Here is a 26,506-nt window from a genome sequence, read left to right as displayed (position 1 = left end):
GACCCGATCCGCCCCGCTACCTGCATCAACCGCCGCCGAGGCGGAAGGTCGGGTTGGAGAGCTCGCGCAGGAAGTGGTTGAAGATGCTCGGCTGCATGGCCAGCATGAAGATCACGCCAAACGCCGCGCCTGCCAGGTGCGCGCTGTGGTTGATGCGGTCGCCGCCGCGCTTGTCCATCCAGATGCTGTAGCCGACGTAGAACGCGGCATAGATGATCGCCGGTGCCGGAATGAAGAACACCAGGATGATCGACCACGGCTTGATCAGGATGAAGGCGAACAGCACCGCCGACACCGCCCCGGACGCCCCGAGGCTGAGGTAGTTCGGGTTCTTCTGGTTCTTCAGGTAGCTGGGCAGGATCGAGACCAGCAGCGCGCCGATATAGAACGCCGGGTAGGTCAGGTAGCTGCCGGTCAGCTGCACCATCACGCTCTCGATGAATCCCCCGAAGAAGAACAGGGTGATCATGTTGAAGATCAGGTGCGACCAGTCGGCATGGATGAAGCCATAGGTCACCAGCCGGTCGTACTGGCGGTGACGGTCGATGGCCGGCGGCCACAGGATCAGGCGGTCGGCCAGCTTGCGGTTGTTGAACGCCATCCACGACAGGATGGCGGTGATGGCGATCAACAGCAGATTGACGGGGGTCATGTCAGGCTCAGGCGCTACGGTAGTTGTCGACCATACGATAGCGTTTCGCGTACCAACCGAAGGCCAACGCCGCGACGAAGGCGAAGCCGGCGAAGAAGTAACATCGAGGAACGCCGCCTCGCTCAGGCCCGTGCCGGCGATCTGGTGGGTCACCGTGTCGTTGCGCACCGCCGCATTGGACAGCAGCACCCACAGGTTGCCGATGGTGGTGGTCAGGTTCCAGAAGCTCATCACCACGCCCTTCATCGCCTGCGGCGCCTGGCTGTAGGCGAACTCCAGGCCGGTGGCCGAGACCAGCACCTCACCGAAGGTCAGCAGCGCGTACGGCAGCATCTGCCAGAAGATCGACATGGCGTTGCCGCCGTCCATCACCACCTGGATGCCACCCACCACGATCCAGGCCAGGCCACTGAAGGCGATGCCGGCGGTCATGCGGCGCAGCGCGGTCGGCTCGAAGCCGAAGCGGCGCAGGGCCGGGTACAGCACCAGGTTGTTGAACGGAATCAGGATCATCACCAGCAGCGGGTTCAGCGCCTGCATCTGCGAGGCGGTGAACCAGCTCGGCATCTGCATCTGCTGGCCCTGCAGGACCCAGGTCGAGGCCTTCTGGTCGAACAGCGAGAAGAACGGCGTGGTCAGCGCGAAGATCACCAGCACGCGCAGTACCGAGCGCACGCCTTCCACGGCTTCGGCCGGATGCTGGCCACGGGCGCGGTCCAGCTGCAGCCAGGTGCCACCACCGATGCCGGCAAGGATGGCCACCAGCGCCAGGCACAGGCAGATCACGATGCCCAGCGAACCGACCAGGCCGAACGAGGCCACCGCCAGCACCAGGCCAAGCACGGCGATCACCAGGCCCGGACGGCCCTGGCCGGCCACGCGCGCGGTCAGCGCGGTGCGCACCACGTTGGCGAACGAGTGCGGATCCTTCGGCGGCAGCGGCACCAGCACGTAGCGCTTGCGGCCCAGCCAGAACACGAAGGTAGCGATGAACATCAGGATACCCGGGATGCCGAACGCCCACTGCGGGCCCCAGTTCTTCAGCACCAGCGGAATCAGCAGCGAGGCGAACAGCGAGCCGAAATTGATGATCCAGTAGAAGGCGTCGAAGACGATCTTGGCCAGGTGCTTGTTGCTCTGGTCGAACTGGTCGCCCATGAACGAGGCCACCAGCGGCTTGATGCCACCGGCGCCGAGCGCGATCAGGCCCAGGCCGAGGAAGAAGCCCTCGCGGCTGTTCTCGAACAGCGCCAGGCACAGGTGGCCGGCGCAGTAGACCAGGCTGAACCAGAGGATGGTGTGGTATTTGCCGAAGAACCTGTCGGCCAGCCAGCCACCGAGCAGCGGGAAGAAATACACGCCGATCATGAAGCTGTGCATGATGTCCTTGGCTTCACCGGCACGGCCTTCTGCAGTGATTTCCTGCAGCAGCAGCGAGGTGATCAGGAACTGCACCAGGATGTTGCGCATCCCGTAGAAACTGAACCGTTCGCAGGCCTCATTGCCGATGATGTACGGAATCTGGCGCGGCATCTTTCCTTGGCCGGCGATGGGGGCGACTGCGTCGTGGCTCATCCTGTAAGGCATTCCTGCAAAGCGAAAGGCGCAAGGTTACCGGAACCGGGGCTTGCGAAGCACGCTGCAGGGCTGCATGACAACGGTGCCAATCCGTGGCAGGCCATCCCGGCCGTGCCGGAAGTCACGGCACCTGCACGACAAAAGCGTAAACTTATCGTTATGCGCCCCCTCGCCCACGCCCGCCTCCTGCTCAGCTGTCTCTTGCTGCTGCTGGCGTTGCAGGCACAGGCCCGCCCGCAGGCGCCGACCGCCGCCGCCAGCGAGAGCGAGCCCCGGCAACTGACCGTGGCCGCGCTGGAACTGCCCAGCCGCGATGACGCGCAATGGAAGCAGCGCCGCGAGCAGGTCGCACAGCTGCTGACCGAGCTGCAACCGGACGTGATCTCGGTGCAGCAGGTGCTGCAGCAGCAGGGCCGCAACCCGGCCTGCTGGCTGGCCAGCCGGCTGCGCTACAGCTGCGACTTCGTTACCGCCGATCCGCCCAGCCAGCCGCTGCGGCATGGCAACGCCATGCTGACCCGGCTGCCGGTCAGCGAGGACGGCGTGACCCTGCTGCATCCTCCCGGCACCTTCAGCGCGGCCGGCATGATGCGGCTGAAGCTGGGCGAGGCGCTGGTCAACATCTATGCGGCGCGGCTGCGTCCGGACCCGGACGAGGCCACCGCCCGCCAGCACCAGACCAGCGACCTGATGACCTGGATCGGCGCCACCGCCGAAGGCATGCCCAGCCTGATTGCCGGCGATTTCTCGGCCAACACGGTGGAACTGGTGCGCAGCACGCCGGGTTTCCAGCCGGCCCGGCGCAATCCCGGCGGCCGCGCCGAAGCGCCGGCCGCCAGTGGGGGTGGCAGCAGCGGCCACGGCCTGGATGTGCTGTTCCAGGTCAAGCACTTCGGCGGCATCCGCCAGCAGCCGATCCTGCTGCCGGCCGACGGCGACCTGCCCGGCCTGCGCCTGGGCGTGTTGGCCACCCTTCGCCTGCAGGGCATCACGGCGACGGCCGAATAGCCCCGCCTTCGGCACCCACCAGGTCCTGCCCGGCGTCCAGACGCTGGCAAACAAAAAAGGCCGGGGTCTCCCCCGGCCTCTTCAGTTCATCCCGCTACCGCGATCAGGCGATCGCTTCCTGGTAACGGCGCTCGACTTCGTTCCAGTCGATGACGTTGAAGAACGCGCCGATGTATTCCGGGCGGCGGTTCTGGTACTTCAGGTAGTACGCGTGTTCCCACACGTCCAGGCCGAGGATGGGGCGTTGCCTTCCATCAGCGGGCTGTCCGGGCTGCCGGTGCTCGACCACGACCTTCTTGTCCGGGGTCACGCTAAGCCACGCCCAGCCGCTGCCGAAACGGGTCAGCGCTGCCTTGGTGAAGGCATCCTTGAACTTGTCGAAGCCGCCCAGGTCCTTGTCGATGGCCTTGGCCACGCCGCCCACCGGGTTGCCGCCGGCATTCGGGGCCATCACGGTCCAGAACAGCGAGTGGTTGGCATGGCCACCACCGTTGTTGCGCACCGGGCCCTGCAGGTTCTCCGGCAGCGACTTGAGCTTCTTCACCAGCTCTTTCGACCGGCAGGTCAGCGTAATCGGTGCCTTCCAGCGCCGCGTTGACGTTGTTGATGTAGGTCTGGTGATGCTTGGTGTGATGGATTTCCATCGTCGCCGCATCGATATGCGGTTCCAGCGCGTCGTAGGCGTAGGACAGCTTGGGCAGGGTGTAGGCCATGATGCATCTCCTGATTGCGAGGGCACCCGACGGTGTCGGGCGGTGCGCGGTGAATGATGGGGACAGACCGCCAGATTACCAAGGGGGATGTAAAGGAAATTGCGTCCTGCCAGTGAGCACGACGGCAATTGTTACGCAGCAGTGACGCAGCGCTCTCCTCATGCACCGTGCAGCGCACAGGCGCTACAGTGCGTGCACCACCCTCGCCCGCCCCTGCCCATGCGCAACCCCCGGCTGCTGATCACCGCCATCGCCCTGCTGCTGCTCGGCCTGGTCGCCAACCATTTCCTGCAGCGGCCGCCGGCGCCGCAGTTCGCGCCCGACCTGCAGGGCACGCCCGCCGCACGCGCGCCGGCCACCGCCTCGCCCGGCAAGGACAGCGGACTTCCCGCGTTCCTGCCCGCCGAAGCGCGCGCGACCATCGCCCTGATCCAGCGTGGCGGTCCGTTCCCGCACCGCCAGGACGGCAGCACCTTCGGCAACCGCGAGCAGCAACTGCCGCAGCGCGCACGCGGCTATTACCGCGAATACACCGTCGATACCCCCGGCGCGCGTACCCGCGGCACGCGCCGCATCGTCACCGGCGGCGATCCGCCGGAAGCGTGGTACTACACCGACGACCACTACGCGTCATTCCGCAGCTTCACCGTACCGGCCCAGGGAGCGCAGTGATGAGCCACGATGATTTCGGCCTCGGCCTGCACGACATCAACAATGCCGGCGTCTACGCGATCGACAGCGACGACATCGGCGCACTGGCCGCGGCGATGCGCGATGCCGGCCTGAAGGTGATCCGCATCGATCTGGAGGGCGTCGCGGACAAGCGCACCCTGCTCGCCCGGCTGGCCGCACAGCTGGATTTCCCGGCCGGCTTCGGCGGCAACTGGGATGCGCTGTCGGACAACCTGCGCGACCTGCAATGGCTGCCGGCCAATGGCTACGCGCTGTTTCTGGCCGACGTGGACGCGCTGCGCACCGGTGCGCAGAAGGACTTCGACACCCTGCTGGACGTGATGGACGAGACCAGCCGTGACTGGGTCGGCCGCGACGTACCGTTCTGGGTGTTCCTGTCGCAGAGCGCGTAAGAGCACTGCCCTGGTGGATGCCGACCCTGGTCGGCATGGGCGTGTCCCCGCATGGATCATCCACGCATGGCGTGGATCTACCCGGCGCAGCTGGATGCACAGTAGATCCACGCCATGCGTGGATGCGCCGTCCTAGCGGCTCCCGTTATCTTCCTGCAGCTCTTTCTTGAACGGGATGTCCGGCGGCGGTCGTGCCACGGCCGGCTGGTCCTGCATGTTGGGGTTGGTCAGGCCACAGCCGCCACCGGCCTGCAGGATCGAAATGACGCAGGAGATCCTCGTGTTGGTGCCCGGCAATGGAATCTCCATCGCCTTGACGCCCTTGCGCACCCATTCGGCCAGCAGCGATTCCTGCGGCACCCAGTATTTGTCGAACGAGGTCGGTGTGTAGTCGTACGGCGGGCGTTTCAGCCAGGTGCCGGACTGCGCGATGCGCTCCTTGCTCCAGCCATCGTTGGCACCACCGGGCGCACCGCGCTCGGCATGGCCATCTCCTTCCTGGCCCGGCACGCGCACGCTGCCATCGGCATTGAACAGGCCGCTGCCCTTGCCGGCAGTGCTGGCCTGGCGGGCACCACTGCTGGCACCGTCACGGTTGCGGCTGGAAGACCCCCAGTCATCGCCCTTGGCAGGTGTCGCCCAGTTGCCTGGATCGGGCGCCGGGCGCGCTCCTGCGTTCGCCGGTGTATTGCTGGACGCTGACGGACGCGTGCTGCTGCTCGCCTGCGTCGCGCTGCCCTGGGCCGCAGTTGCAGGCGCCGCCGTGGCACTGCCACTGGAAGATGCCGGTACTGCCACCGGTGCCGAGGCCACCTCCCGTTCGCGCACCTGCACGTCGCGGCCGGTGGGCGCGCGTACGGCGGGCTCACGTCCGGCCACCGCCGCCATCCGCACCTGCGGATCGGCCACGGCCTGCACTTCACGTTCGCGCACCTGCACGTCCTGCTGCGGCACGCGCACCTGCATTTCCGCGCTACGCAACGGTTGTGGCGCGACCGGCGCATCGACCGTACTGACTTCGCGTTCGCGCACCTGGATGTCACGCACCTGCGGCGTGCGCACGGCCAGTTCCGGGGTGCGCACCTGGCTTGGTGTCGGCGGCGCCTGCACCGGCTGCACGCTGCGCTCGCGCACAACGGGTGTGCTGTCACGCGGCACGACGCTCACTTCGGTACGCGGCACGCTGACCGGCGGCACCACGAAATCGGTGCTGGCCTGCGCCACTTCGGTGGCCTGGACAGGCGAAGGCGGCGGCGCGGCAACCGGCGCCGGCTCCGCTTCGGCCGGCGGTGGTGGAACGCTGACGGTCGGCGCGGATGCCGGGGATGAGGCGGCGGCTTCGGCAGCGACCGGACGTGGTGCAGGGGCCGTGGCAGCGCCCGCTTCCTGGCCCGTCGCAACCCGACCCGCCGCCGCAGCCGCAGCCGCTTCGGCGCCCGGTTGATCGCCACCGCCTTGCTGGGTGGCGCGGCCGACGAACTCCACCTGCACGCGCTCGCCCTCGGCGCCCTCTTCGTCCGGCGCGGTGGTACGGATCACCGCCACCCACAGCAGCAGCATGAAGAACAGCAGGTGCAGCAGTGCACTGACCAGTGCCGAGGTCCAGCGCATCCAGCGCTGGTCGCGCGGCGCGGCGTCCCAGTCCTGCCAGAACAAACGGCGCAGCGCCTGCCACGGCGACAACCGCGGCGACTGTCCGGGCGGGCCCGGCAGCGGGCGCGGCAGGAAAACTGCGATCACGTCGCGGGCATGGAACGGCCGCGGCAGCGGCCCCAGCGAGCGCAGCCACAGCGCCCAACCGTAGGGCAGGCGCGTGGACTTCTCGAGGACGGCGCGGGGCTGCTGGCGCGCCAGCAGCAGGTCAATGAGTTGCTCGGCCCGGGTCAGAGGCACGCGTCAGCGATCAGGCGACGTTGCCGCGCGGAATGTACGGCGCATGGCCGCTGTCGTGGTCGGTCGCGTCGCGCACGGCGGTCACGCCGGGCACGCGGCCCATCAGGGTCTTTTCGATGCCCTGCTTGAGCGTCACGTCGGCCATGCCGCAGCCCTGGCAGCCACCGCCGAAGCGCAGCAGCACCACGCCGTCGGACGAGACTTCCTGCACGGCCACCTTGCCGCCATGCGAGGCCAGCTGCGGATTGACTTCGTTCTCCACCACCCAGTGCACGCGCTCGACCAGCGAGGCGGCATCACCGGGCGCTTCACCCTTGATGCGCGGCGCCTTGATGGTCAGCTGCTGGGCACCGGCGGTGCCGGCGACGATGTCGATCTCGGCACCATCGAGCCAGCCAACGCTGCCGGCGTCGACATAGAGGGTGAAACCATCGCAGTCCACCGCCCACTCGTCACCGAGCAGGTCGGTCGGTTCGGCGAATTCCAGCCGGGCATCGGCGCGCGGGGTACCGGGGTCGACCGCGCTCAGGCGCACGCCCATGCCGGGCACGCCCTCGCGTTCGATCAACTTGCGGAAATGGGTCTGGGCAGTGTCGGAGATCTGGATCATCAGGCTATTCTAGCCAAGTAAGCGTCAGCCGCTCATTCGGTTTATACACCGTCCGGCGCATTGTTCAGTCAACACGAGGTGGAGATTCCCATGGCCGACCTGATTCCACTGGCCCAGGCCCGTTGCGTGCCACGCAAAGGCAGCGACCACAAGCTCGGCGAAGCCCGCTTGGCCGAACTGCTGCCGCAGATTCCCGGCTGGGAGCTGAGCGAGGGTGGCCAGGCCCTGTTGCGCACCTTCCGCTTCAAGGATTACTACGCCACCATGGCCTTCGTGAACGCGCTGGCCTGGATTGCCCACCGCGAGGACCACCATCCGGACCTGGGCGTGCACTACGACCGCGCGGTCGTGCGCTTCTCCACCCACGACGTGGGCGGCCTGAGCGAGAACGACTTCATCTGCGCGGCAAAGACTTCGGCCCTGACGGAGCAACTGCCATGAACGTACGCTTGCTGAGCCTGTCCCTGATCGCTGCGACCGGCCTGGCCGGCTGCGGCACGTCCGAACCGCCGGCACCGCCACCGCCGCCGCCGACCGAAGTGGCCGCGGTGAAGACGCCGCCGCCGCAGTATCCGCTGGAACTGGCCTGCATGGGCGTGGGTGGCACCAGCACCTTCAAGGTGACCATCGGCACCGACGGCAAGCCGAGCGAGGTCGCCCTGCTCACCGGCGCCGGCAACCCGCAGCTGGACGAGCTGGCCAAGACCGCCGTGCAGGGCTGGCAGTTCAATGCCGCCACCCGCAACGGCCAGCCGGTGCCGGCCACCATCCAGGTACCGGTCAGCTTCAACCCGCCACAGCCGAAGCCGGACCAGTGCTTCGCCATCGAAGAACGCCTGCGCCGCGGCGGCTGATCGCGCGCACCCCGACGAGGCCAGCCGACGCCCGCCTCGCCCTCGCCGCCCCGGCACTGCCCGGGGCGGTTGTCTGTTGACCAGGACTGCGTCGGTAGATGCTGCAGATTCCCCCCGAAAACATCTGGATCGCGCTGGCGGTCACCCTTGCGGCCGGCCTCGCCACCGCGATCGGCAGCCTGCTGGTGCTGTTCTCGCGCCGGCCCAATCCGCGCCTGCTGGCCTTTGGCCTGGCCTTCGCCGGCGGCGCGATGGTGTATGTGTCGCTGTCGGAGATCCTCAACAAGTCCATTGCGTCGTTCGCCCTGGCCTATGGCGAGCGCACCGGCTTCACCTACGGCACCCTGGCCTTCCTGCTGGGCGTGATCGTGATCGTGCTGATCGACCACTTCATTCCCAACCCGCATGACAGCCTGGACAAGCAGGACCCGGCATTCCGCGAGAACAGCCGCGAGTACCTGAAGCGCGTCGCCCTGCTGACCTCGATCGCAATCACCGCGCACAATTTCCCGGAAGGGCTGGCAACCTTCTTCGCGACGCTGGAGAGCCCGTCGGTGGGCATGCCGCTGGCCTTCGCCATCGCCATCCACAACATCCCCGAGGGCATCGCCATTGCGGTGCCGGTGTACTTCGCCACCCAGAACAAGTTCTACGCGTTCAGCGCCAGTCTGCTGTCGGGCCTGGCCGAACCGGTAGGCGCGGCGCTGGGCTACTGGCTGCTGTCCGGATCGCTGTCGCACGCCACGTTCGGCTGGGTGTTCGGGCTGATCGCCGGCGTGATGGTGTTCCTGGCGCTGGACGAGCTGCTGCCGGCGGCCAAGCGCTATGCGAAGGGCCACGAGACGGTTTATGGACTGGTCGCAGGCATGGGCACGCTGGCGATCAGCCTGGTGCTGTTCAAGTGGTGAGGGGTTTGCGGCCAGCGGGCTGAGCCCCCTCGCGGCTGGCTATCGAGGGCATCGGTCGAGGTCACGGGCGGGGCCGGCTTGCAGGGGACGCCGTGAACCCATCCATGGGGGCTTGTCCGCGGCATCCATGCCGCAGACACCCCTGCAAGCCGCCCCCGCCCGTGCCCCGTCATTTTTCCGTGCACGCCAGCCGCGCGATGAAAAGATTGAAGAGCGAAGCGCGCGCTGCGCGCGTGAGTCGAGCGTGGCTCGACTCTACAAGGGTTCCGTGTATGCCCCCTTTCGGGTTACTTCAAGCGGTCCAGCGCCTCGACCAGCTCGTCCGCCAGCGGCGCGTTCAGCACGTACGGGCTCTTGCCGTCGTCCAGCGCGAACTCCAGCGAGGCCGCGTGCAGGAACAGGCGCTTCAGCCCGATCTGCTCACGAAGCCGCTTGTTGACCGCAGGATCGCCGTATTTGTCGTCACCGGCCACCGGATGCCCCAGGTGCTGGGCATGCACGCGGATCTGGTGGGTACGGCCGGTCTCGATGCGCACCTCGCAGTAGGAATGACCACCGCGACGCTCCAGCACCCGGAAGTGGCTGATCGATTCCTTGCCGATCGCATTGACCTGCACATGGCGCTCGCCGCCCTGGCGCAGGCCCACGTGCAGCGGCGCGTCGACCGTCATCACACCGTCGGGCATGCGCCCGGCCAGCAGGGTCAGGTAGCGCTTGCGGATGCCGGCGCCATGGTCTTCACGTAGCAGCGCCTGTAGCTCGCTCAGCGCCGAGCGCTTCTTGGCGACGATCAGCAGACCCGACGTGTCGCGATCCAACCGGTGGACCAGCTCCAGGGTCTGGCCCGGGCGCAGGGCACGCAGGGTTTCGATGGCACCGAAACTGATGCCGCTGCCGCCGTGGCTGGCCACGCCGGTCGGCTTGTTCAGGGCCAGCAGGCGGGCATCCTCGAAGACGATGGCCTGCTCCAGGCGGCGCATGAACGCCTCCGGCGGACCGGCCTTGTCTCCCTCTTCGGTGAGACGAACCGGCGGCACACGCACCTCATCACCCGCCTCAAGCTTGCGTTCGGCCTTGGCGCGGCCACCATTCACCCGTACCTGGCCGCTGCGCACCAGCTTGTAGACCAGGCTGCGCGGGGCCCCCTTCAGCTGGCCGAGCAGGAAGTTGTCCAGGCGCTGGCCGGCGCGGTCGGCGGGAACGGTGATCATGCGCACGGAAGGCTTGTCGCCAGCGGGTTTGGTGGGGTCTTGGGCAGTCATCAGGCTGTTTATTCTGTTACACTCGGGGGGCGAGATAAGGGATTGATTTCGTTGGAAGTTACTCAGGGCCAGAAGCCCAGCTTCCGACGAATCCGGCACAGTGCGCGACCACCGCCCGCGGGGCGGCCATGTTAGCGGCTCACCGGCCTTCCCGGCCATCGCCGGATGCCTGACACGCAACCGTGCTGAACATGTCCCGCGTGGCGCTCCAGCCTGGCTGACAGCTGCCTGCGGCCTGTAACACCCCAAAACCCATAAGAGTGAAGCGCTCCCGCGGCCTGCCGTGGTGTCGTAGCGCTGGAAACCCAAGCCGCCCTCCCCGCGCTTGCGCGAATGGGCGGCGAACCGTGTCCAGAGGCGAAACCCCATGGCGTTCCGCGCGGTAGCCGCTTGCGAGGAACGCAACAATGAAGCGAATGCTGATCAACGCCACGCAGGCTGAAGAGCTGCGTGTTGCCATCGTGGATGGCCAGTCGTTGTATGACATCGACATCGAACAGCCGTCGAAGGAACAGAAGAAGTCCAACATCTACAAGGGCCGGATCTTCCGCATCGAGCCCTCGCTGGAAGCCGCCTTCGTCGAGTACGGCGGTGGCCGCCATGGCTTCCTGCCGCTGAAGGAAATCTCCCGCGACTACTTCCAGGCCGGTGTCGACCACAACAAGGCCGGCATCCGCGAGCTGCTGAAGGAAGGCCAGGAGATCGTCGTCCAGGTGGACAAGGAAGAGCGTGGCAACAAGGGCGCCGCCCTGACCACGTTCATCTCGCTGGCCGGCCGCTACATGGTGCTGATGCCGAACTCGCCCAGCGCCGGCGGTGTCTCCCGTCGCATCGAGGGCGAAGACCGGGCCGCGCTGAAGGACGCCCTGGACAAGCTGAACATCCCCGACGACATGGGCGTGATCATCCGTACCGCCGGCGTCGGCCGCGATGCGGAAGAGCTGCAGTGGGACCTGGACTACCTGCTCAACGTCTGGCGCGCCATCGCCGAAGCCGCGTTGAGCAAGCCGGCCCCGTTCCTGATCTACCAGGAATCGCGCCTGATCGTGCGCGCCCTGCGTGACTACCTGCGCGCCGACATCGGCGAGATCCTGGTGGACACCGAGGAGATGTACGAGCACGCCCGCGAGTTCATGCAGCAGGTGATGCCGCAGACCCTGCGCAAGCTCAAGCACTACAAGGACGACATCCCGCTGTTCAACCGCTTCCAGATCGAATCGCAGATCGAAGGTGCCTACGAGCGCAACGTGCGCCTGCCGTCGGGCGGCTCGATCGTGGTCGACCAGACCGAAGCGCTGACCGCGGTCGACGTGAACTCCTCGCGCGCCACCAAGGGCAGCGACATCGAGGACACCGCGTTCCAGACCAACCTGGAAGCGGCCGAGGAAGTGGCCCGCCAGCTGCGCCTGCGCGACCTGGGCGGCCTGGTGGTGATCGACTTCATCGACATGGCCTCCAACAAGCACCAGCGCGAAGTCGAGAACCGCCTCGCCAACGCGCTGAAGTACGACCGTGCCCGCGTCCAGGTCGGCCGCATCTCGCGCTTCGGTCTGCTGGAAATGAGCCGCCAGCGCCTGCGCCCGAGCCTGGGTGAATCCAGCCAGATCGTCTGCCCGCGCTGCGACGGCCACGGCCGCATGCGCAGCGTCGAGTCGCTGTCGCTGTCGATCATCCGCGTTGCCGAAGAGCATGCGATGAAGGAGAACACCGGGCAGGTGCTGGTGCAGGCCCCGGTGGAGATCGCCAATTACCTGCTGAACGAAAAGCGCAGCGCCCTGCGCGAGATCGAACAGCGCCACGAGGCGCCGATCGTGATCGTCGCCGACGAGCAGCTGCACACCCCGCACTACAACGTGACCCGCCTGCGCGAGAACGAGCTGGGTGAAGACAGCAACAAGCCGAGCTACCAGCGTGGCACCCCGCGCAAGCTGCCGGTGCACGCCCTGACCAAGGGCCAGCTGAACATCCCGCCGCCGGCCGTGACCCAGGTCAAGCACACTGCACCGGCCCCGGTGCGTGCCGAAGCCGAACCGGTGACCGCTCCGGCCCCGGCACCGGTCGCCGCTGCCCCGGCACCGGCCGCCAGTGGTGGCGTGGTCGGCTGGCTGAAGCGCATCTTCGGTGGCGAGCCGGCTCCGGCCCCCGCTCCGGCCCCGGCAGCCCGCCAGCCGCAGCAGGACGGCGGCCGCAAGGACCGTAACAAGGATCGCAACAAGGACCGCAAGGAGCGCCGCGACGACAACCGTGGCAACGGCGGCAACGGCAACGCGCAGCAGCAGAAGGATGGCGGCAACCGCAAGGAGCGCGGTGAGCAGCGCAAGGACGGCCGCAACGGCAACAACGGCAATGCCCAGCAGCAGCCGCAGCAGGGCAAGCAGAAGGAGCCGCAGCAGAAGGACGGCCAGCAGCCGCAGCAGCAGAACAAGCCGCGCAACGAGCAGCAGGGCCAGAACCAGAACCAGCAGCAGCCGAAGCTGAAGCAGCCCAAGCAGCCGCGCCAGCAGCAGGACGGTGACAAGCCGGCCGAGAAGCCGCAGCGCAGCGCCGCCGAGGCACCGGCCGAGGCCGTGACCGCGGCTGCCGCCGTGGCCGCCACGGCGATCGCCGCCAACGTGGTGACCGCTCAGGAAGCGACCGCGCCGGTGGCGCCGGTTGCACCGGTGGCTGCCGCTTCGCCTGAGGCCGCTGCACCGGCCGACACCACTGCCATCGCCGGCAACGAGGCCGAGGCGATTGCCGTGGCCGGTGAAGAGGCTGCCCTCGACGCCAACGGCGAGCAGGCCGGTGAAGGCGCGACCCGCCGCCGCCGTGGCCGTCGTGGTGGTCGTCGCCGTCGTCGCGGTGGCGCCGAGAACGCTGCCGGCAACGACGGCCTGGGCGATGACCAGGACGACGGTGACGAAGGCGATGACAATGACAGCGCCGACCAGGCTGCCGACACTGCCGCCGAGGCCGCTCCGGCCGCCGCCGCGCCGCCGTCGCGCTCGCAGCCGGAGTTCGATTTCGATGACGAAGTCGAGCCGGTGGCCGTGGAAGCTGAAAAGCCCGTCCGTGCACCGGTCGCTGTTGCCGCTGCCGCCCCGGTGGTTGCCGTGAGCAGCGCCGTGGTCGAAGCAGTCGCTCCGCAGGAAGCGGCGGCCCCGGCACCGGTCATCAAGGCCGAGCCGGCCCCGCAGCCGGTGCAGACCAGCATGCTGGACCAGATCGACGCCGCAACCCCGGCCCAGCCGGAAGCACCGGTCGCTCCGGCGGCTGAAGCCAAGCCGGTGGTCGAAGAGGCCGCCGTAGTGGCCGCGCCGGCACCGGTGGTCGTCGAAGCCGCTCCGGTGGTGGAAGTGGCTCCGGTCGTCGAAGCCAAGCCGGTGATTGCTGAAGCCGCCCCGGTGGTTGAAGCCGCTCCGGTCGTGGCCGATGTCGCTCCGGTGGTGGAAGCGAAGCCGGTCATCGAGGCCGCCCCGGTGGTCGAAACCGCACCGGTCGTCGAGCAGCCGGCAGCGCCGGTGGCCGTCGAAGCCGCGCCGATCGAAGCTGCCGCACCGGTGGCCGAAGCCGTGGTGACGCCGTCGATCGATCCGGTTGCCGATGGCCATGCCGATTCGGCCAGCCAGGCCGCGGATGCCCAGGCATCGGACGAAGACGAAGAAGCCGCCAAGCGCACGCCTCCGGCGAACTGATCGTTCTTTGATCGGGTAGAACGAAACGGCGGGGATCGATGATCCCCGCCGTTTTTGTTTGTGCGGACAGCGCGTGCAGCGCTCTGGTAGAGGCCAACCTTGATTGGCGCCGTTGATTCAATGCACGTGGACACGCCCGTGCCAACCAAGGTTGGCACCTACCAGAGCATGAGGCCCCGCAGCGTCAGCGCGCCGGGGCGAACTGCAGGCGGGTCCAGACCCCGTAATGATCCGACGCCCAGCGACCGCTGTCATCGGGCTGGTCGAACAGAAGCTTCGCTTCGCGCGCGACCATCCGGTCCTGCTGGAAGAAGATGTGGTCGATGCGCGAGGGCGCCTGGTAATAGTGCCGGTTCAAGGTGCTGACGCCGGCCAGGTCGGTGTTGACGTGCACGCTGCCGTAGCTGTCGCCGTAATGGCTGCGCAGCTCGCTCAGGTCGCCTGCGTCCACCAGCGCGTTGAAGTCGCCGGCGATCACGACCGGCGCGCCGGCCGAGGTAGCGGTGATGAAGCGCAGCAGGTCCTCGACCTGGCTGCGACGAATGCGCTGACCACTCTCGTCGTTGCGCTCGTTGAGATGCGTGGCGTAGACGTTCACCGGCGTGCCGTCGACGTCGATGCGCAGGTGGGCCACCGTGCGGTAATCATTCAATGGCTGCAGCAGATGATCCCCCTGGGCGAGGATCGGCCGCCGGGTCAGCAACGCATTGCCGTAGCGCTTCGGTGCGCCCACCGGATCGGTGGACACGAACACGTACTTGTAGCCGAGCTGGCTGGCCAGCCATTGCGCCTGGTTGCGCACGTTGCGACGCTGGATCACCTCCTGCAGGGCAACCGCATCCGGCTGCAGGCGCTTGAGCTCGGCCAGGATGGTGCGGCGCCGGCTCGGCCAGTCTTCGCGGTCATGATGCAGGTTGAAGGTCACCATGCTCATGCCTGGCGCGCTGGCGACGTCGGACGCCGCGGTCGTGGCAGCCGGTTCGGCCGCCATCATCACGCCCGGCAATGCCAATGCAATGGCCAGCCCCAGGGCGCGCACCGTCGCGCGCACCCCTGCCCCCTGTTGCTTCATCGTTACTGCCCCTTGCGTTCGGCGCGGCGCACCGCGCTCGGTACGTCGATCTCGACCCGCGCCGGCAGCTGGTGCACGTGCAGTTCCTTGTTGACCCACTCGGCCGCTTCGCCGTTGATGGTCGCCTCGCCCGGATCGCCCGCATACGGCCACGGCAGCACCACGCCACCGACCGGTGGCACCAGGCCCGGCTGCACCTCCAGCACCAGCTGCTTGTCGCTGCGCTGCAGGCGGTAGTTGAGCTGGCCCTGCGGCGTGCGCAGGCCCTGCACCGCGATGCCCTCGCCCTGAAGCCAGGCGGTCGGAATGCCGGCGGCCAGCACCAGTGCATCGTCCATGTCACGGCTGTAGGCGAACATGTCCAAGGCCGAGCGCACGAAGTCCGAGGCCACCCAGGCATGCGGCAGGTCACCGACGAAGAACGGCTTGCGTGGCGTGCGCGAAACCACTTCGGCCCACTGGTTCCAGGCCTGCGGCGCACGGTCCTTGAAGAAGAACTCGGTCGCCTGCCAGGCGCGATCACGCCAGCCCAGGCGGACGAAGGCGGCCACGTTGCGCCACTCATAGGGCGTGTAGTCCTTCCACTCGCGCTTGCCATCGCGACGGGCCACGAACTCCTTCCAGTAGCGCTCGAAGGTGGCATCGAGCGCCTGCTGCGGAAGGCGACCCTGTTCACCGCCCGGGGCCAGCGCGATGGTGGTCGACGTCGCATCGAAATCGCCCAGCTCGGCCGAGCCTGGCAGGTAATCGATGTTGTGCTGCTGCATCGCCGACAGCAGCGAAGCCTGCAGGTCATCACGGAACTGGTCACGCGATTCGGCGATCTGCATCGCCTCGACCTTGCCCAGCTGGGCCGCCAGCGATGCCGCGTCCTTGTAGCCGCGCAACGCCCAGAAATTATCCCAGTACGAATGCATCGGCTTGGCCGAATAGCCTTCGTGGCTGATCGAGGCCGGCATCATCCCGTAGAACGCCGGATTGCGCGCACGATTCTCGTCCGTGCGCTCGCTGGCGCGCAGCTGCTCCATGTAGCTGTAGGCGCCCTGCACATGCGGCCACATCAGCTCGGCGAAGGTGCTGTCACCGGTATAACGCCCATACTCGGCAATGCTGTAGATCAGCTCGCCATGGCTGTCGTTCTCCGGCACCGGGTCGCTGCCACGTGCATCGACACAGCACGGCACCTTGCCGTTCTCGAACTGGTACGGCGCATACCAGTTGATGTAGTCACGCACGGCATCGCTGCGCCCCATGCGCAGCAGGCCCTCGGAAATCATCGCGCCATCGCGGATCCAGCTGCGCGCGTACGAGCGCGTGCCCGGCTGCAGGCGCGGGCCAACCCGCGAGATCAGCATGTGCGCCACTGCGGTGCGCAGGGTGTCGACCAGTGCCTGGCCCGCCGCCGGCACCTGCAACGAGACCACGCCCAGCTTCTGCCGCCACTGCTCGGCCACCTGCGCCTGCGCCTTGGCCACGTCCAGCGCCTGTGGCGCCCAGCCGCCGGTCTGCGGCAGCACCACCGCCACTTCGCGGCTCTGGCCGGGTTCCAGCTTGATCGTATACAGCAGCGCGCCGGACGCCATGCCGGTGCTGTCCTTCACCGCCGTGCTGGCCGGGTACTTTCCGGACGCCAGATGCATCGCATCGAGCTTGCCATCGAACGTGCTGGCAAAGCGGGCATCCGGCACCTGCAGCGGGTAGATGCGCGGCTCGCCGTTGATGCGCACCAGCTGTTCGCCCACTTCCAGCGCATCGATGCGGCTGAAGCCGCCAACGGTGTTGAGGAACTGGGTCGGCGGGTTGACCTGCCACGGGCGGATCGCCAGCGCCAGGGTGTATTCGTGCGCCACCTTGTCCGGATTGCTCAGCCGGTAGCGGCCGATCAGCTGCGCGCGCTCCGGCGTGCCCTGCACGAAGCTGGTCACCGCCAGGCCGGCCTTCTCGTGCACCCAGTCGACGTTGGCGATCGGCAGGTAGTGATCCTGCAGCGACTGGGTGATGGCCACCTTCGACCAGTCCAGCAGCTTGCCGTCGAGGCGGATGAACGGCTCGATGCTGAAGCTGCCCTTGGCCGGCTCCAGCGCGCCATCCTCGCTGATCAGCGCCTGTTCCTGGCCGCCATCGAGGCCGAGCAGGGTCCAGTACGGCTGTTCGCCCACATAGGCACGCGGCAACGACCCGCGCGGCAGATCGGCCGCCACCGAAGACAGGAACGCATTCGGCGTGGCGGCGAAGGCCAGCGGCTTGAGCGCGATGTCACGGATGCCATAGCGCCAGTTCGGGCCATCGAGCAGGTCGAAGCGCACGTAGCGTGCATCGGTATCCGGCAGTGCCAGCCAGTCACGACCGCCCGCGCCGCCGGTCACCTCGCGCACAGTGCGCCAGTCCCGGCCATCCTCGGAGGTCCGCACGGTGTAACGGTTGGCTTCCAGGTTCGGCAGCCAGTCGATCACCGCACCACCGATCTCGCGGCTCTTGTGCAGATCCAGGCTGATGGTCTGCTGCTTGACCCCGCCACTGATCCAGAACGTGTCGCCCTTGCCATCGATCATGCGGTCCTGCAGCGCGGTGGCGGTGTCGGCGATCACCGATGGCACCAGCGCCGAATCATCCTGCGGCGGCAGGCCCTGCAGGGTCAGCTTGTCGAAGCACACCGTGCCGCGGCCACCGACCTTGCTGTAGATCGTGAACTCGACCGCGACGCTGCGTGCCATCTCCTTCTCGGGCGACGGCCCCCACGCCTTGTCGATCTGGCGACGCCGGTACTCGACCGGCGTCCACGCCTTGGGGAAGCTGTAGCCCGGGCGGTTGACCCACCAGACGTTGTCGCCGCTGGCGTCGATCAGCTTGAACTGCAGGTCGTTGGCCGGCGAATCACCGCGCAGCTGGAAGCCGAAACGGTAGTTGACCGGGTACTCGATGTTCAGCGCGCGGCGGATGCCGACGTAGCCGGAGACCTTGTGGAAATCGTAGTCCAGGCACAGCGCGCGGCCACCGCCGGCGCCGCTGACCGGCCGCAGCGAACCACTGACCTGGTCGGACAGCACCAGTTTCCAGGCGCCGATATCGTCGAAGTCGTCCAGCACTTTCGGCGCCGGCAGTGCCGGTGGTGCGGCGATCGCCAGGGAGGTCCACAACAGTCCCAGTCCAACGGCGATCGCTCGCTTCATCCCTTGACGCTCCCCAGCAACAGACCTTGGATGTAGTACCGCTGCAGCACCAGGAACAGCGCCAGCACCGGAACCACGGTGACCACCGCGCCGGCCATCATCATTTCCACGTCCATGATGTGTTCGCGCGAGAGGGTGGCCAGCGCCACCGGCAAAGTGTAGTGCTCCTGATCGGTCAACACGATCAGCGGCCACATGAAATCGTTCCATGCGCCCATGAAGGTGAAGATCGCCAGGGTCACCAGCACCGGCTTGAGCATCGGCAGCACGATCTGGAAGAAGATGCGCAGCTCCCCTGCCCCGTCGATGCGGGCCGCTTCAAGCAGTTCATCCGGGATCGAACGCGCGTACTGGCGTACCAGGAAGATGCCGAACACGCTGGCCAGCGCCGGCACGATCACGCCACCGAAGCTGTTGACCAGCCCCAGCTGCTTCATCAGCAGGAACAGCGGCAGCATCGCCACCTGCGCCGGAATCACCAGCGCCGCCATCAGTACCTGGAACAGGCGCTCGCGGCCGACGAAATTCAGCTTGGCGAACGCATAACCGGCCATGGTGTTGAGCAGCAACGAACCGATCGTGATGCCCAGCGACACCAGCAGGCTGTTGGCGAAGTTGCCGCCCATGCCGGTGCGCGCGAACAGCTCATGGTAGTTGTGCGTGGTGATGCTCGACGGCAGCAGCGGCGGCGGGAAATGACTGGCCTCGCCCTGCGGCATGAACGAGACCGAGAGCATCCACAGCAGCGGCGCCAGGCTGACCAGGGCCAGCACCAGCAACGCACCATTGATCAACCACGGGTACCAGCGCGACTGGCCGATTTCACGACTCATACCAACTGCCTCTTGCGGCCGAAACGCAGCATCACGGTGGTCACCGCCAGGATGATCAGGAACAGCAGGAACGCCACCGCGGAGGCGCGCCCCAGGTTCCACCACTTGAAGCCTTCCTCGAACATGAAATACAGCACGCTGACGGTGCTCTGCAGTGGGTCGCCGCGGGTCATCACGTAGGGTTCGGCGAACAGCTGGAAGTAGCCGGACACGGTAATCACGCCGACCACCAGCAGCACCGGGCCGAGCATCGGCAGGGTGATGTGCAGGAACTGCTTCCAGCGCGAGGCACCGTCGATGCGCGCCGCTTCGTACAGGTCATGCGGGATCGCCTGCAGGCCGGCCAGGAAGATCACCATGTTGTAGCCGAAGTTCTTCCACACCGCGAACAGCATGATGGTCGGCATCGCCCAGTTGGGATCACCCAGCCAGTCGATCGGGCTGATGCCCAGATGGCCCAGGCCGTAGTTCACCAGGCCATAGCTGGTATGGAACAGATAGCGCCAGATCACCGCCACCGCCACCAGCGTGGTCACCACCGGCGCAAACAGGGCCGTGCGGAACAGGGCCTTGAAGCGCGCGGCCGGCGCATTGAGCAGCATCGCCGCGCCCAGCGACACGCCGATCGACAACGGCACGCCGATCAGCACGAAGTAGGTGGTGTTCCACAGCGACTTCCAGAACATCGGCGTCTGCAGCAGGTCGATGTAGTTGCCCAGGCCGACGAAGCGCAGGTTGCTGCTGTCGGCCAGCGCATAGAGGTCGAAGTCGGTCACGCTCAGCGCGAGCGCCGAAGCGACCGGCAGGCCGAAGAACACGCCCAGCACGATCAGCGAGGGGCCGGCGAAGATCCAGCCGGCCAGCGAAGTACGTTTCATTGCGCGCTCCCGGCGGCCACGGCGCTGCTTGATTGCGGCGACGGCGCGCGCTCCTGCAGGCGTTGTTGTTCATGCATCCAGCGGCGCTTGGCCAGCACCTTGTCCACGCGCTGGTCCAGCTCTTCCACGGCCTTGTCCTGCGCCAGGCCACCACGCACCACCTTCTCGGTGACGATGCGCATTTCCTGCACGATGCGCTCCCATTCGAGCACCTTCGGCGTCGGCTTGACCCGCTCCAGCTGATCGCGGAACGCGGCCGCCAGCGGATCATTGGCCAGCGAAGGCGCGCTCCAGGCACTGCGGCGCGGCGGCAGGTCGCCGATGATGGAATGGAAGCGCGCCTGGATCTCTGGCCGCGACAGGAACTCGATCAGCTTCCAGGACGCCTCCTTCTGCTGCGACTTGCGGAAGATCACCAGGCTGGTACCACCAGCGATGCCCGCGCCCGGGCCGTCCGGCCCCGGCAGCGCGGCGGTGCCCCACTGTCCTTCCAGTTCCTTCGGCTGCAGTTTCTTGAACTCGCGGATGTTCCAGGGGCCGGAGATGTAGAACACGTTGAAGCCGCGGAAGAATTCGTCCCAGACGTTGGAGATCTGCGTTTCGGACATCTTCGGCGCCCAGCCCTGCTCGAACATGTTGGCGTAGAAGGCCAGCGTGCGGCGGAACCCCGGGCTGGCGAAATTGCCGCGGGTGTCGTCGTCGCGCAGCAGCGGGTCGGGCTGCTGCAATGCCAGCGACAGCTGCTGCTCGAATTCGTTGATCGGCATCAGCACCGCATAGCGGTTCGGGCCCTGCATGCGCTTGATCGCCGCCATCTGCTCCTCCCATTCCTGCCACGTACGCGGCGGGTGGTCGTAGCCGGCCTTGGCCAGCAGGTCCTTGCGGTAGTAGATCAGGCGCGTATCGACGTACCACGGCACGCCGACCAGCTCGCCGTGGATCACGTTGGTATCCCAGATGCCCTGGAAGTAGTCCTTCGGGTCGACCACGGCGGAGCGCTGCACGAACGGCTGCAGCGGGGTCAGCGCGTCGAGTTCGGCGAACTCCGGCACCCAGGTGTTGCCCAGCTGGCACACGTCCGGCAGGCCGTCGGCGGCGAACGCGGTCAGCAGCTTCTCGTGCGCGGCGGTCCACGGGATGTTCTGCACATCCACCTTGATGCCCGGGTTTTCGGCCTCGAATTCGTGGATCAGTTCGCTGACCACCTCGGCTTCGCGGCCCATCGCCCAGAAGCGCACGGTGGTGGTGCCCGGTTCGGTACGGGCGCAGCCGGCCACGGCCAGTGCGGCCAGGGCAGGCAGCGCCCAGCGGCGCAGGCGGTCGATCCAGTTCGGCATCGGGTTACTTGCCCTGGCCTGTGGTGCGGTTGGCATTGTTCTTCTGTTCCTGCGCGGCAGCCGCGCGTGATTCGGCGATACCCACCGCGCGTGCCGCCGCGGCCTTTGCGTCCTTCTGCAGTTCCAGCGGCTGGAACGAGCCTTCCGGCGCCAGCCAGCCACCGCTGAACCCGGCCCGCTCCAGGCCCTTGCGGATGTACGGGTTCTTCTTCATCACTTCCCAGACGAAGTCATCGCGGTAGTTGGCGATCATGGTCAGGATCGGCCCCTGGTCGATGGCGATGTAGTCGCTGGCGACCCAGCCGCGATCCGGAACCAGGCGCCCGGTCTTGATCGGGATGTCGTAGTTGAAGCTGGGGTTGAACGAATCCAGGAAGCCGTAGCTGGAATAGATGTAATCGCCAAAGCGCTTGTGCATCTCCAGCGTGGCCGGGATCACCTGCTCGGGGGCGAACACCACCGAGGCGATCGCGGCGGTAGGGGCAATGGTGCCGTCATCGAAGTTCTCGCGCAGGCCGGCGCCGCGCGAAGAGTAGTGGCGGAACTGGCGCTGCTCGCCACGGTAGTCCTGCGTGGTGTTCTGCGGACCATCGCTGGCGGTCAGGCCCCACACGTTCTCGCCATACTCCTTCCATTGCATCGGGTTGGCGATGGCGTACTCGCGCTGGGCCAGCGCGGCCGAGCGGCTGTTGAGGAAATAGGTGCTGCCGCGCTCGCGCATGTACGCGTCCTGGATGTCGCGGAAGTCGATCCAGACGTGGCTGTACTGGTGGCCGAACAGCGGGCCGAAGGACAGGTATTCCTGCCCCTGGTAGACGCCCCAGTCGTTGTCGTAGGTACGCGTCCACACCGTCCACGCATCCGGGCTGACCGGGTGCGTCGGCGAGCCCAGGGCGAGGATGTAGACCATCATCGCCTCGTTGTAGCCCATCCAGTCATGGTCGATGAAACCGCTCTCCGGGAACCAGCCCATCGAGATCAGCGGTGCACGCTGCTGCAGCCACGGCCAGTCGACCTTCTTGTACAACGTATCGGCGATCTGGCGGATTTCCTTCTCGCGCGGATCGTCACCGTCGTAGTAAGACTGCGCGAACAGCACGCCCATCATCAGCAGCGCGGTATCCACCGAGGACAGCTCGACCCAGCTGTCGTAGCGACGGCCTTCCTGCATGTCCAGGAAGTGGTAGTAGAAGCCCTTGTAACCGGCCTTGCCGGTGCGCTGCGGGCCCATCGGCACGTCGCGGAAGAACTTCAGCGTGGTCAGTGTGCGGTCGATCGCCTGGTTGCGGCTGACCCAGCCGTTCTCGATGCCGATCGGATAGGCGGTCAGCGCGAAGCCGACCGAGGCGATGCTGGCGAACGGCCGCGACGGATAGCGGTCCGGGGTCAGCCCATTGATCTCGTTGGTGGTATCCCAGAAGAACTGGAAGGTGCGGCGCTCGATGTCATCGAACAGCGGCGGCAGCTCCGGCTTCATCGGCCGCGGCGGTGCGTCGGCCTCGATCAGGATCACCGGCGGGCGAGGCTTGGCAGGCTCCTGCTGGGCCGGCTGGCAGGCAGCAACGGCCAGGCTCAACGCCGCGGCGGACAACAGATGGCGTGCCTGCATGGCGCGATTCCTCCGGTGGTCTGATCGATGGGAAAGCATAACGTCCAATGATCTGAAATCGTTTACAAGGTGCGTCCTGAAAAAACCACGAAAAACGTGGTTTGACACCGCGATCATTGCCCACGCCGCTGCCCCCTGCCCGGCAGCGGCGTGGGCAATGGACCGGCGCGGGGCCGGCCATTGCCGTTTTCACGCGCCCGATGCCGCCGGCGGACCGGCGGCATCGGGGTACTGCATCAGGCGGCTCCGCTTAGAAGCGGAAGCCCACCTCCGCCTTGACCTGGCGCGGCGTGCCGACGATGTCGCCGGTCTCGTTGTAGCTCGCGGTCAACTTGCCGTTCTTGTAGTAGTTGTAGTTCGAGAAGTTGTCGAAATTGAACACGTTGATGATGTCGATACGGGCATACAGCTCGGTATCACCCGGCATCTTGAACGTCTTCGTGGCCTGCAGGTCGACCGAGCGGTAACCGAAGATCTTGCCACCCAGCAGGAACCGGCCGTTGCCACCCGGAACCGCCGCCATCGGGGTCGGCAGATCGAAGCCGTTGGCCTGCGGCACACCGTACCAGTCGTTGATCGCAGTCGGGGTAGCCAGGGTGATCTTGCCGCCGAAGGTGATGCCCCAGAAGCCCGCGTACGAACCGGTCACCACCAGGCGGTGGCGCGGTGCGCCGTTGGAGCGGATGGTCGGGTAGTCACCGATCACGCCACGATCGAATGCGTAGTGCTCGTTGATGTCACGGTTGTGGCGGGCGGTGGTCCAGGTATAGGCGATCGAGGTGCCCCAACCGCTTTCCTGGGTGAACGGCTTCTGCGCCGACAGCAGGATCTGGGTCGCACGGGTCTTGATGCCCTGCTGGCCGATGATCAGGCTGCCGAAGCCCGGCACGTTGCAGCTCCAGGCCTGGCTCAGGCCGGCTTCGGTGCCGCCGCACAGGCGCGGGTCATCGAAGAAATTGCCGGTCGGGTAACGGTTGCCCAGGGTGAAGGCGAAGCCATCGTAGGTGAGCGTGCGCGAAATGGTGGCGTCGGTCAGCCAGTCGCCGATCTGGTTGCTCATGCCCAGGCTGAACTGGTCAGCATAGGGAACCTTCAGGTTGTTGTTCAGCAGGTCGACTTCCAGGCCGGCATTGCTGGTCGAACCGACCAGGCTCTGCAGGTTGCCGATGCCGTTGAGCAGGTTCGGGTTCCAGTCATAGCACGCGGCGTTGCCCTGGAAGCACTGGCCGGTGGCCGGATTGCGGAAGTAGATGGTCGGCTGCGGCAGGGCCAGCTTGGTGGTTTCCAGCTGCAGGTAGTCGAACAGGTCGCGGTCGTAGGAACGGCCGGCACCGCCGTGGATCACGTGCTGCTCGTCGGCGTTGATGTCATACGAGAAGCCCAGGCGCGGCTGCCAGGCATTCTTGAACGCCTTGCGGTTGTGGCCGTTGCTGATGTAGTCGTTGATATTCAGACCGCTCAACGCCAGCGTATCGGCGTAGCTCTGGCCAGCGGCGGCACGCGGATCCTGCGCGAACAGCGCATTGACCACTTCCGGCGGCGTCACGAAGTCCAGGTAGGACGGGTTCTTTTCGTAGTCCCAACGCAGGCCGAGGTTCAGCTCCAGGTGGTCGTTGACCTGCCAGTCGTCCTGGATGAACAGCCCGATCTGCTTCACCTTCGAGCGCACTTCACCGGACACGCCGGACACGCCGGTGACCGGCTTCACGAACTGTGCCTTGTACGGGATGCTGTCCGGGAAGGCCGGATTGTCGATGGTGTAGTAGAACTGCGGATTGATCTGCGCCGCGTCGGAAGCGTACAGATCGATCTGCTTGTACTTGGCACCCATCTTGATGGTGTGGTCACCCGCCCACTCGATGCCGTCCAGGGTCAGGTTGTCTTCGATCGACCAACCCTTCTGGCCCTTCACCTGCGACGACATCGCCGACGAGCCGCCGATCGAGACAATGGCGCGCTCCTCGCTCTTGCCGTCCGGTGCGGTGTAGTTGAAACCGTTACCCATGCTCAGCGGCTTGGGGTTGTTGAACGAATCCTCGTGGGTGACCATCAGCTCGTTGTAGTAACGCTCACCGCTGTGGTTCCAGCGCAGCGCGTAACGACGGTCAGTGTTCTTGGTTTCCTTGCCGTGCATCGGCGCGGTCTGGTCCGAGAACTGCTGCTGGGTTTCGTCACGATCCTGGAAGGTCAGCTCCAGGCGGTCGTTGTCGGTCGGCTCGAAGTCGACCTTGGCGAAAATCAGGTCCTGCTGGAACGGCTGGCTGGCCGGGCCCAGGCCGGCCTGCGCATCGGCCGGAACGCGGTCGGCCTTGCTGGTCACCGCGCCATGCGGGGCGATGGTCACCGGCAGGTCGAAGCGCTTGGCCTCATAGGTGACGAAGAAATGGGCCTTGTCCTGGATGATCGGACCACCCAGGGCGAAGCCGTATTCCTTCTCGGCCGAATCTTCCTTGCCCTTGCCCGGCTGGCGCTCGGCCGGGGTCATCGCGCGCATGCTGTCGTTGGTGTAACGGTAGAAGGTTTCACCCTTGAACTCGTTGGTACCCGACTTGGTCGCCGCGGTGACTGCAGCACTGGACACCTGGCCATACTCGGCCTTGTAGTTGCCGGTGATGACCTTGTACTCGCCGATGGCCAGCTGCGGGAACGGGTTGCCGGCGCTGCCGGACTGACCGGCCACGCCGCCTCCCTTGACGTAGCTCTTCTGGCCCACGCCGTCGATGTAGACGTTGGTACCGTCAGAGTTGGTGGCGCCGCCGCGCAGCGAAGTGTTGCCCTTGGCGTCGCGGGTGAAGATCATGCCCGGCACCGCGTCGGCGAACTCCAGGAAGTTGCGCGAGACCTGCGGGGTGGTCTGGATCTGCTGCAGGCTGACGGTCTTGCCGACTTCGGAGGTACGCACTTCCTGCAGCAGGGTCGGCGCGACGACGTTGACGGTGTCCAGGTTGGTCGCCGCGGTCGCACCCGGGGTGCTGCTGGCCGCGCCGGCGAAGTTCAGGGTCGCGGTCGAGGCCACGGTGACGGTGACTTTCTGCGACTGGCCGTTGGCGACCACGTCATAGGTGCCCGGGTCCAGGCCCATCAGCGAGTAGCTGCCATCGGCACGGACGGTGCCGCGACGGACGGTGCCGGTGGCCACGTTGGTGGCGGTGACTTCGGCGCCGGCCTGGGCGCCGGAAACCTGGCCGCGCAGGCTGGCATTGGCCGACTGCGCCATGACGTTCGGAGCAGCAGCCAGCATCAGGCAGCTGACCAGCGCGGTGCTCAGCAGCCGGCGTGCCGGCGTGCGGAAGGTGGTATGCATCATCAACTCAATCTCCGGGTGGCGGTAACCGCTTGCGCGGTCCCTGCGATCAATCAAAAAAGAAGG

Annotated in this window: 19 protein-coding genes and 2 pseudogenes; 7 read left to right on the top strand and 14 right to left on the bottom strand. The window is 66.7% G+C overall.

Features of this window, described 5'->3' with window-relative positions:
- Window positions 1-25: 25 nt before the first annotated feature.
- Window positions 26-652 carry a rhomboid family intramembrane serine protease gene (locus ACXI0D_RS22060; RefSeq protein ID WP_014037807.1) on the bottom strand — a complete coding sequence of 209 codons (627 nt, stop codon included), beginning with the start codon at window positions 650-652 and terminating at the stop codon, window positions 26-28.
- Window positions 653-659: 7 nt separating this feature from the next.
- A pseudogene (locus tag ACXI0D_RS22055) lies at window positions 660-2,227 on the bottom strand (POT-type proton-dependent oligopeptide transporter).
- 162 nt (window positions 2,228-2,389) lie between these two features.
- Between ACXI0D_RS22055 and ACXI0D_RS22050 the strand changes: the two are divergent.
- Entirely contained in the window at window positions 2,390-3,238 is an 849-nt protein-coding gene (locus ACXI0D_RS22050; protein ID WP_479643153.1) for an endonuclease/exonuclease/phosphatase family protein, read from the top strand.
- 103 nt (window positions 3,239-3,341) lie between these two features.
- On the opposite strand, the gene ACXI0D_RS22045 is transcribed toward ACXI0D_RS22050, so the two are convergent.
- Both ACXI0D_RS22045 and ACXI0D_RS22040 read right to left on the bottom strand, forming a co-directional pair.
- Window positions 3,342-3,782: a superoxide dismutase gene (locus tag ACXI0D_RS22045; protein WP_479643152.1), complete on the bottom strand. Its 441-nt coding sequence runs from the start codon at window positions 3,780-3,782 to the stop codon at window positions 3,342-3,344.
- 61 nt (window positions 3,783-3,843) lie between these two features.
- Window positions 3,844-3,951: pseudogene (locus ACXI0D_RS22040) on the bottom strand (superoxide dismutase [Mn]); the annotation flags it as partial.
- Window positions 3,952-4,170: 219 nt separating this feature from the next.
- Here ACXI0D_RS22040 and ACXI0D_RS22035 point away from each other — a divergent pair.
- Together ACXI0D_RS22035 and ACXI0D_RS22030 are read left to right on the top strand one after the other, a co-directional pair.
- Window positions 4,171-4,623: a guanyl-specific ribonuclease gene (locus tag ACXI0D_RS22035; protein WP_014037810.1), complete on the top strand. Its 453-nt coding sequence runs from the start codon at window positions 4,171-4,173 to the stop codon at window positions 4,621-4,623.
- On the top strand, window positions 4,623-5,036 hold the full coding sequence (locus ACXI0D_RS22030; RefSeq protein WP_049444791.1) for a barstar family protein: 414 nt from the start codon (window positions 4,623-4,625) through the stop codon (window positions 5,034-5,036). The genes ACXI0D_RS22035 and ACXI0D_RS22030 overlap by 1 nt, the downstream gene beginning before the upstream one ends.
- 132 nt (window positions 5,037-5,168) lie before the next feature.
- Here the strand turns inward: ACXI0D_RS22030 and ACXI0D_RS22025 are convergent, their stop codons facing one another.
- Entirely contained in the window at window positions 5,169-6,929 is a 1,761-nt protein-coding gene (locus tag ACXI0D_RS22025) for a hypothetical protein (protein ID WP_479643151.1), read from the bottom strand.
- 10 nt (window positions 6,930-6,939) lie between these two features.
- Window positions 6,940-7,539, bottom strand: a complete 600-nt coding sequence (locus ACXI0D_RS22020) for an NfuA family Fe-S biogenesis protein (RefSeq protein ID WP_014037813.1) — start codon at window positions 7,537-7,539, stop codon at window positions 6,940-6,942.
- A 90-nt stretch (window positions 7,540-7,629) separates the two neighbouring features.
- Between ACXI0D_RS22020 and ACXI0D_RS22015 the strand changes: the two genes are divergently transcribed.
- The 3 genes from ACXI0D_RS22015 to zupT all read left to right on the top strand — a co-directional run bounded on the left by ACXI0D_RS22015 (window position 7,630) and on the right by zupT (window position 9,301).
- On the top strand, window positions 7,630-7,980 hold the full coding sequence (locus tag ACXI0D_RS22015) for a 4a-hydroxytetrahydrobiopterin dehydratase (protein ID WP_100440645.1): 351 nt from the start codon (window positions 7,630-7,632) through the stop codon (window positions 7,978-7,980).
- Complete coding sequence (locus ACXI0D_RS22010; RefSeq protein ID WP_014037814.1) at window positions 7,977-8,393, top strand: energy transducer TonB; 417 nt, start codon at window positions 7,977-7,979, stop codon at window positions 8,391-8,393. Before ACXI0D_RS22015 ends, ACXI0D_RS22010 begins: the two co-directional genes overlap by 4 nt.
- A gap of 98 nt (window positions 8,394-8,491) precedes the next feature.
- A complete protein-coding gene (gene zupT / locus ACXI0D_RS22005) occupies window positions 8,492-9,301 on the top strand; it encodes a zinc transporter ZupT (protein WP_014037815.1) in 810 nt (269 codons plus the stop codon).
- A gap of 287 nt (window positions 9,302-9,588) precedes the next feature.
- Here the strand turns inward: zupT and ACXI0D_RS22000 are convergent, their stop codons facing one another.
- Window positions 9,589-10,563 (bottom strand): RluA family pseudouridine synthase, encoded by a 975-nt coding sequence (locus ACXI0D_RS22000; protein WP_049403782.1) that lies wholly within the window; start codon window positions 10,561-10,563, stop codon window positions 9,589-9,591.
- A gap of 407 nt (window positions 10,564-10,970) precedes the next feature.
- Here ACXI0D_RS22000 and ACXI0D_RS21995 point away from each other — a divergent pair, with 407 nt between their 5' ends.
- Window positions 10,971-14,237, top strand: coding sequence for an Rne/Rng family ribonuclease (locus ACXI0D_RS21995; RefSeq protein WP_479643150.1), 3,267 nt, complete (start codon window positions 10,971-10,973; stop codon window positions 14,235-14,237).
- A 184-nt stretch (window positions 14,238-14,421) separates the two neighbouring features.
- Here the strand turns inward: ACXI0D_RS21995 and ACXI0D_RS21990 are convergent, their stop codons facing one another.
- The 7 genes from ACXI0D_RS21990 to ACXI0D_RS21960 form a co-directional block, all read right to left on the bottom strand.
- Window positions 14,422-15,309: an endonuclease/exonuclease/phosphatase family protein gene (locus tag ACXI0D_RS21990; RefSeq protein WP_119006526.1), complete on the bottom strand. Its 888-nt coding sequence runs from the start codon at window positions 15,307-15,309 to the stop codon at window positions 14,422-14,424.
- A 2-nt stretch (window positions 15,310-15,311) separates the two neighbouring features.
- Entirely contained in the window at window positions 15,312-18,479 is a 3,168-nt protein-coding gene (locus tag ACXI0D_RS21985) for a discoidin domain-containing protein (RefSeq protein WP_479643149.1), read from the bottom strand.
- Complete coding sequence (locus tag ACXI0D_RS21980) at window positions 18,476-19,312, bottom strand: carbohydrate ABC transporter permease (RefSeq protein ID WP_049442666.1); 837 nt, start codon at window positions 19,310-19,312, stop codon at window positions 18,476-18,478. The genes ACXI0D_RS21985 and ACXI0D_RS21980 overlap by 4 nt, the downstream gene beginning before the upstream one ends.
- Window positions 19,309-20,190, bottom strand: coding sequence for a carbohydrate ABC transporter permease (locus tag ACXI0D_RS21975; protein WP_005410323.1), 882 nt, complete (start codon window positions 20,188-20,190; stop codon window positions 19,309-19,311). Before ACXI0D_RS21975 ends, ACXI0D_RS21980 begins: the two co-directional genes overlap by 4 nt.
- Entirely contained in the window at window positions 20,187-21,527 is a 1,341-nt protein-coding gene (locus ACXI0D_RS21970) for a sugar ABC transporter substrate-binding protein (RefSeq protein ID WP_049442665.1), read from the bottom strand. The genes ACXI0D_RS21975 and ACXI0D_RS21970 overlap by 4 nt, the downstream gene beginning before the upstream one ends.
- 4 nt (window positions 21,528-21,531) lie before the next feature.
- Complete coding sequence (locus ACXI0D_RS21965) at window positions 21,532-23,136, bottom strand: glucoamylase family protein (RefSeq protein ID WP_119006528.1); 1,605 nt, start codon at window positions 23,134-23,136, stop codon at window positions 21,532-21,534.
- Window positions 23,137-23,386: 250 nt separating this feature from the next.
- Entirely contained in the window at window positions 23,387-26,443 is a 3,057-nt protein-coding gene (locus ACXI0D_RS21960; protein WP_479643148.1) for a TonB-dependent receptor, read from the bottom strand.
- Between the last annotated feature and the right edge of the window lie 63 nt (window positions 26,444-26,506).

The sequence above is a fragment of the Stenotrophomonas sp. C9D9 genome (genome assembly GCF_056491205.1).
This window is presented reverse-complemented; position numbering and strand designations above follow the sequence as displayed.

Excerpts from the sequence above, each read along its gene's own strand:
- ACXI0D_RS22060 (WP_014037807.1), bottom strand. The coding sequence starts at position 652 with ATGACCCCCGTCAATCTGCTGTTGATCGCCATCACCGCCATCCTGTCG.
- ACXI0D_RS22050 (WP_479643153.1), top strand. The coding sequence starts at position 2,390 with ATGCGCCCCCTCGCCCACGCCCGCCTCCTGCTCAGCTGTCTCTTGCTG.
- ACXI0D_RS22035 (WP_014037810.1), top strand. The coding sequence starts at position 4,171 with ATGCGCAACCCCCGGCTGCTGATCACCGCCATCGCCCTGCTGCTGCTC.
- ACXI0D_RS22030 (WP_049444791.1), top strand. The coding sequence starts at position 4,623 with ATGAGCCACGATGATTTCGGCCTCGGCCTGCACGACATCAACAATGCC.
- ACXI0D_RS22020 (WP_014037813.1), bottom strand. The coding sequence starts at position 7,539 with ATGATCCAGATCTCCGACACTGCCCAGACCCATTTCCGCAAGTTGATC.
- ACXI0D_RS22015 (WP_100440645.1), top strand. The coding sequence starts at position 7,630 with ATGGCCGACCTGATTCCACTGGCCCAGGCCCGTTGCGTGCCACGCAAA.
- ACXI0D_RS22010 (WP_014037814.1), top strand. The coding sequence starts at position 7,977 with ATGAACGTACGCTTGCTGAGCCTGTCCCTGATCGCTGCGACCGGCCTG.
- zupT (WP_014037815.1), top strand. The coding sequence starts at position 8,492 with ATGCTGCAGATTCCCCCCGAAAACATCTGGATCGCGCTGGCGGTCACC.
- ACXI0D_RS22000 (WP_049403782.1), bottom strand. The coding sequence starts at position 10,563 with ATGACTGCCCAAGACCCCACCAAACCCGCTGGCGACAAGCCTTCCGTG.
- ACXI0D_RS21995 (WP_479643150.1), top strand. The coding sequence starts at position 10,971 with ATGAAGCGAATGCTGATCAACGCCACGCAGGCTGAAGAGCTGCGTGTT.
- ACXI0D_RS21990 (WP_119006526.1), bottom strand. The coding sequence starts at position 15,309 with ATGAAGCAACAGGGGGCAGGGGTGCGCGCGACGGTGCGCGCCCTGGGG.
- ACXI0D_RS21985 (WP_479643149.1), bottom strand. The coding sequence starts at position 18,479 with ATGAAGCGAGCGATCGCCGTTGGACTGGGACTGTTGTGGACCTCCCTG.
- ACXI0D_RS21980 (WP_049442666.1), bottom strand. The coding sequence starts at position 19,312 with ATGAGTCGTGAAATCGGCCAGTCGCGCTGGTACCCGTGGTTGATCAAT.
- ACXI0D_RS21975 (WP_005410323.1), bottom strand. The coding sequence starts at position 20,190 with ATGAAACGTACTTCGCTGGCCGGCTGGATCTTCGCCGGCCCCTCGCTG.
- ACXI0D_RS21970 (WP_049442665.1), bottom strand. The coding sequence starts at position 21,527 with ATGCCGAACTGGATCGACCGCCTGCGCCGCTGGGCGCTGCCTGCCCTG.
- ACXI0D_RS21965 (WP_119006528.1), bottom strand. The coding sequence starts at position 23,136 with ATGCAGGCACGCCATCTGTTGTCCGCCGCGGCGTTGAGCCTGGCCGTT.
- ACXI0D_RS21960 (WP_479643148.1), bottom strand. The coding sequence starts at position 26,443 with ATGATGCATACCACCTTCCGCACGCCGGCACGCCGGCTGCTGAGCACC.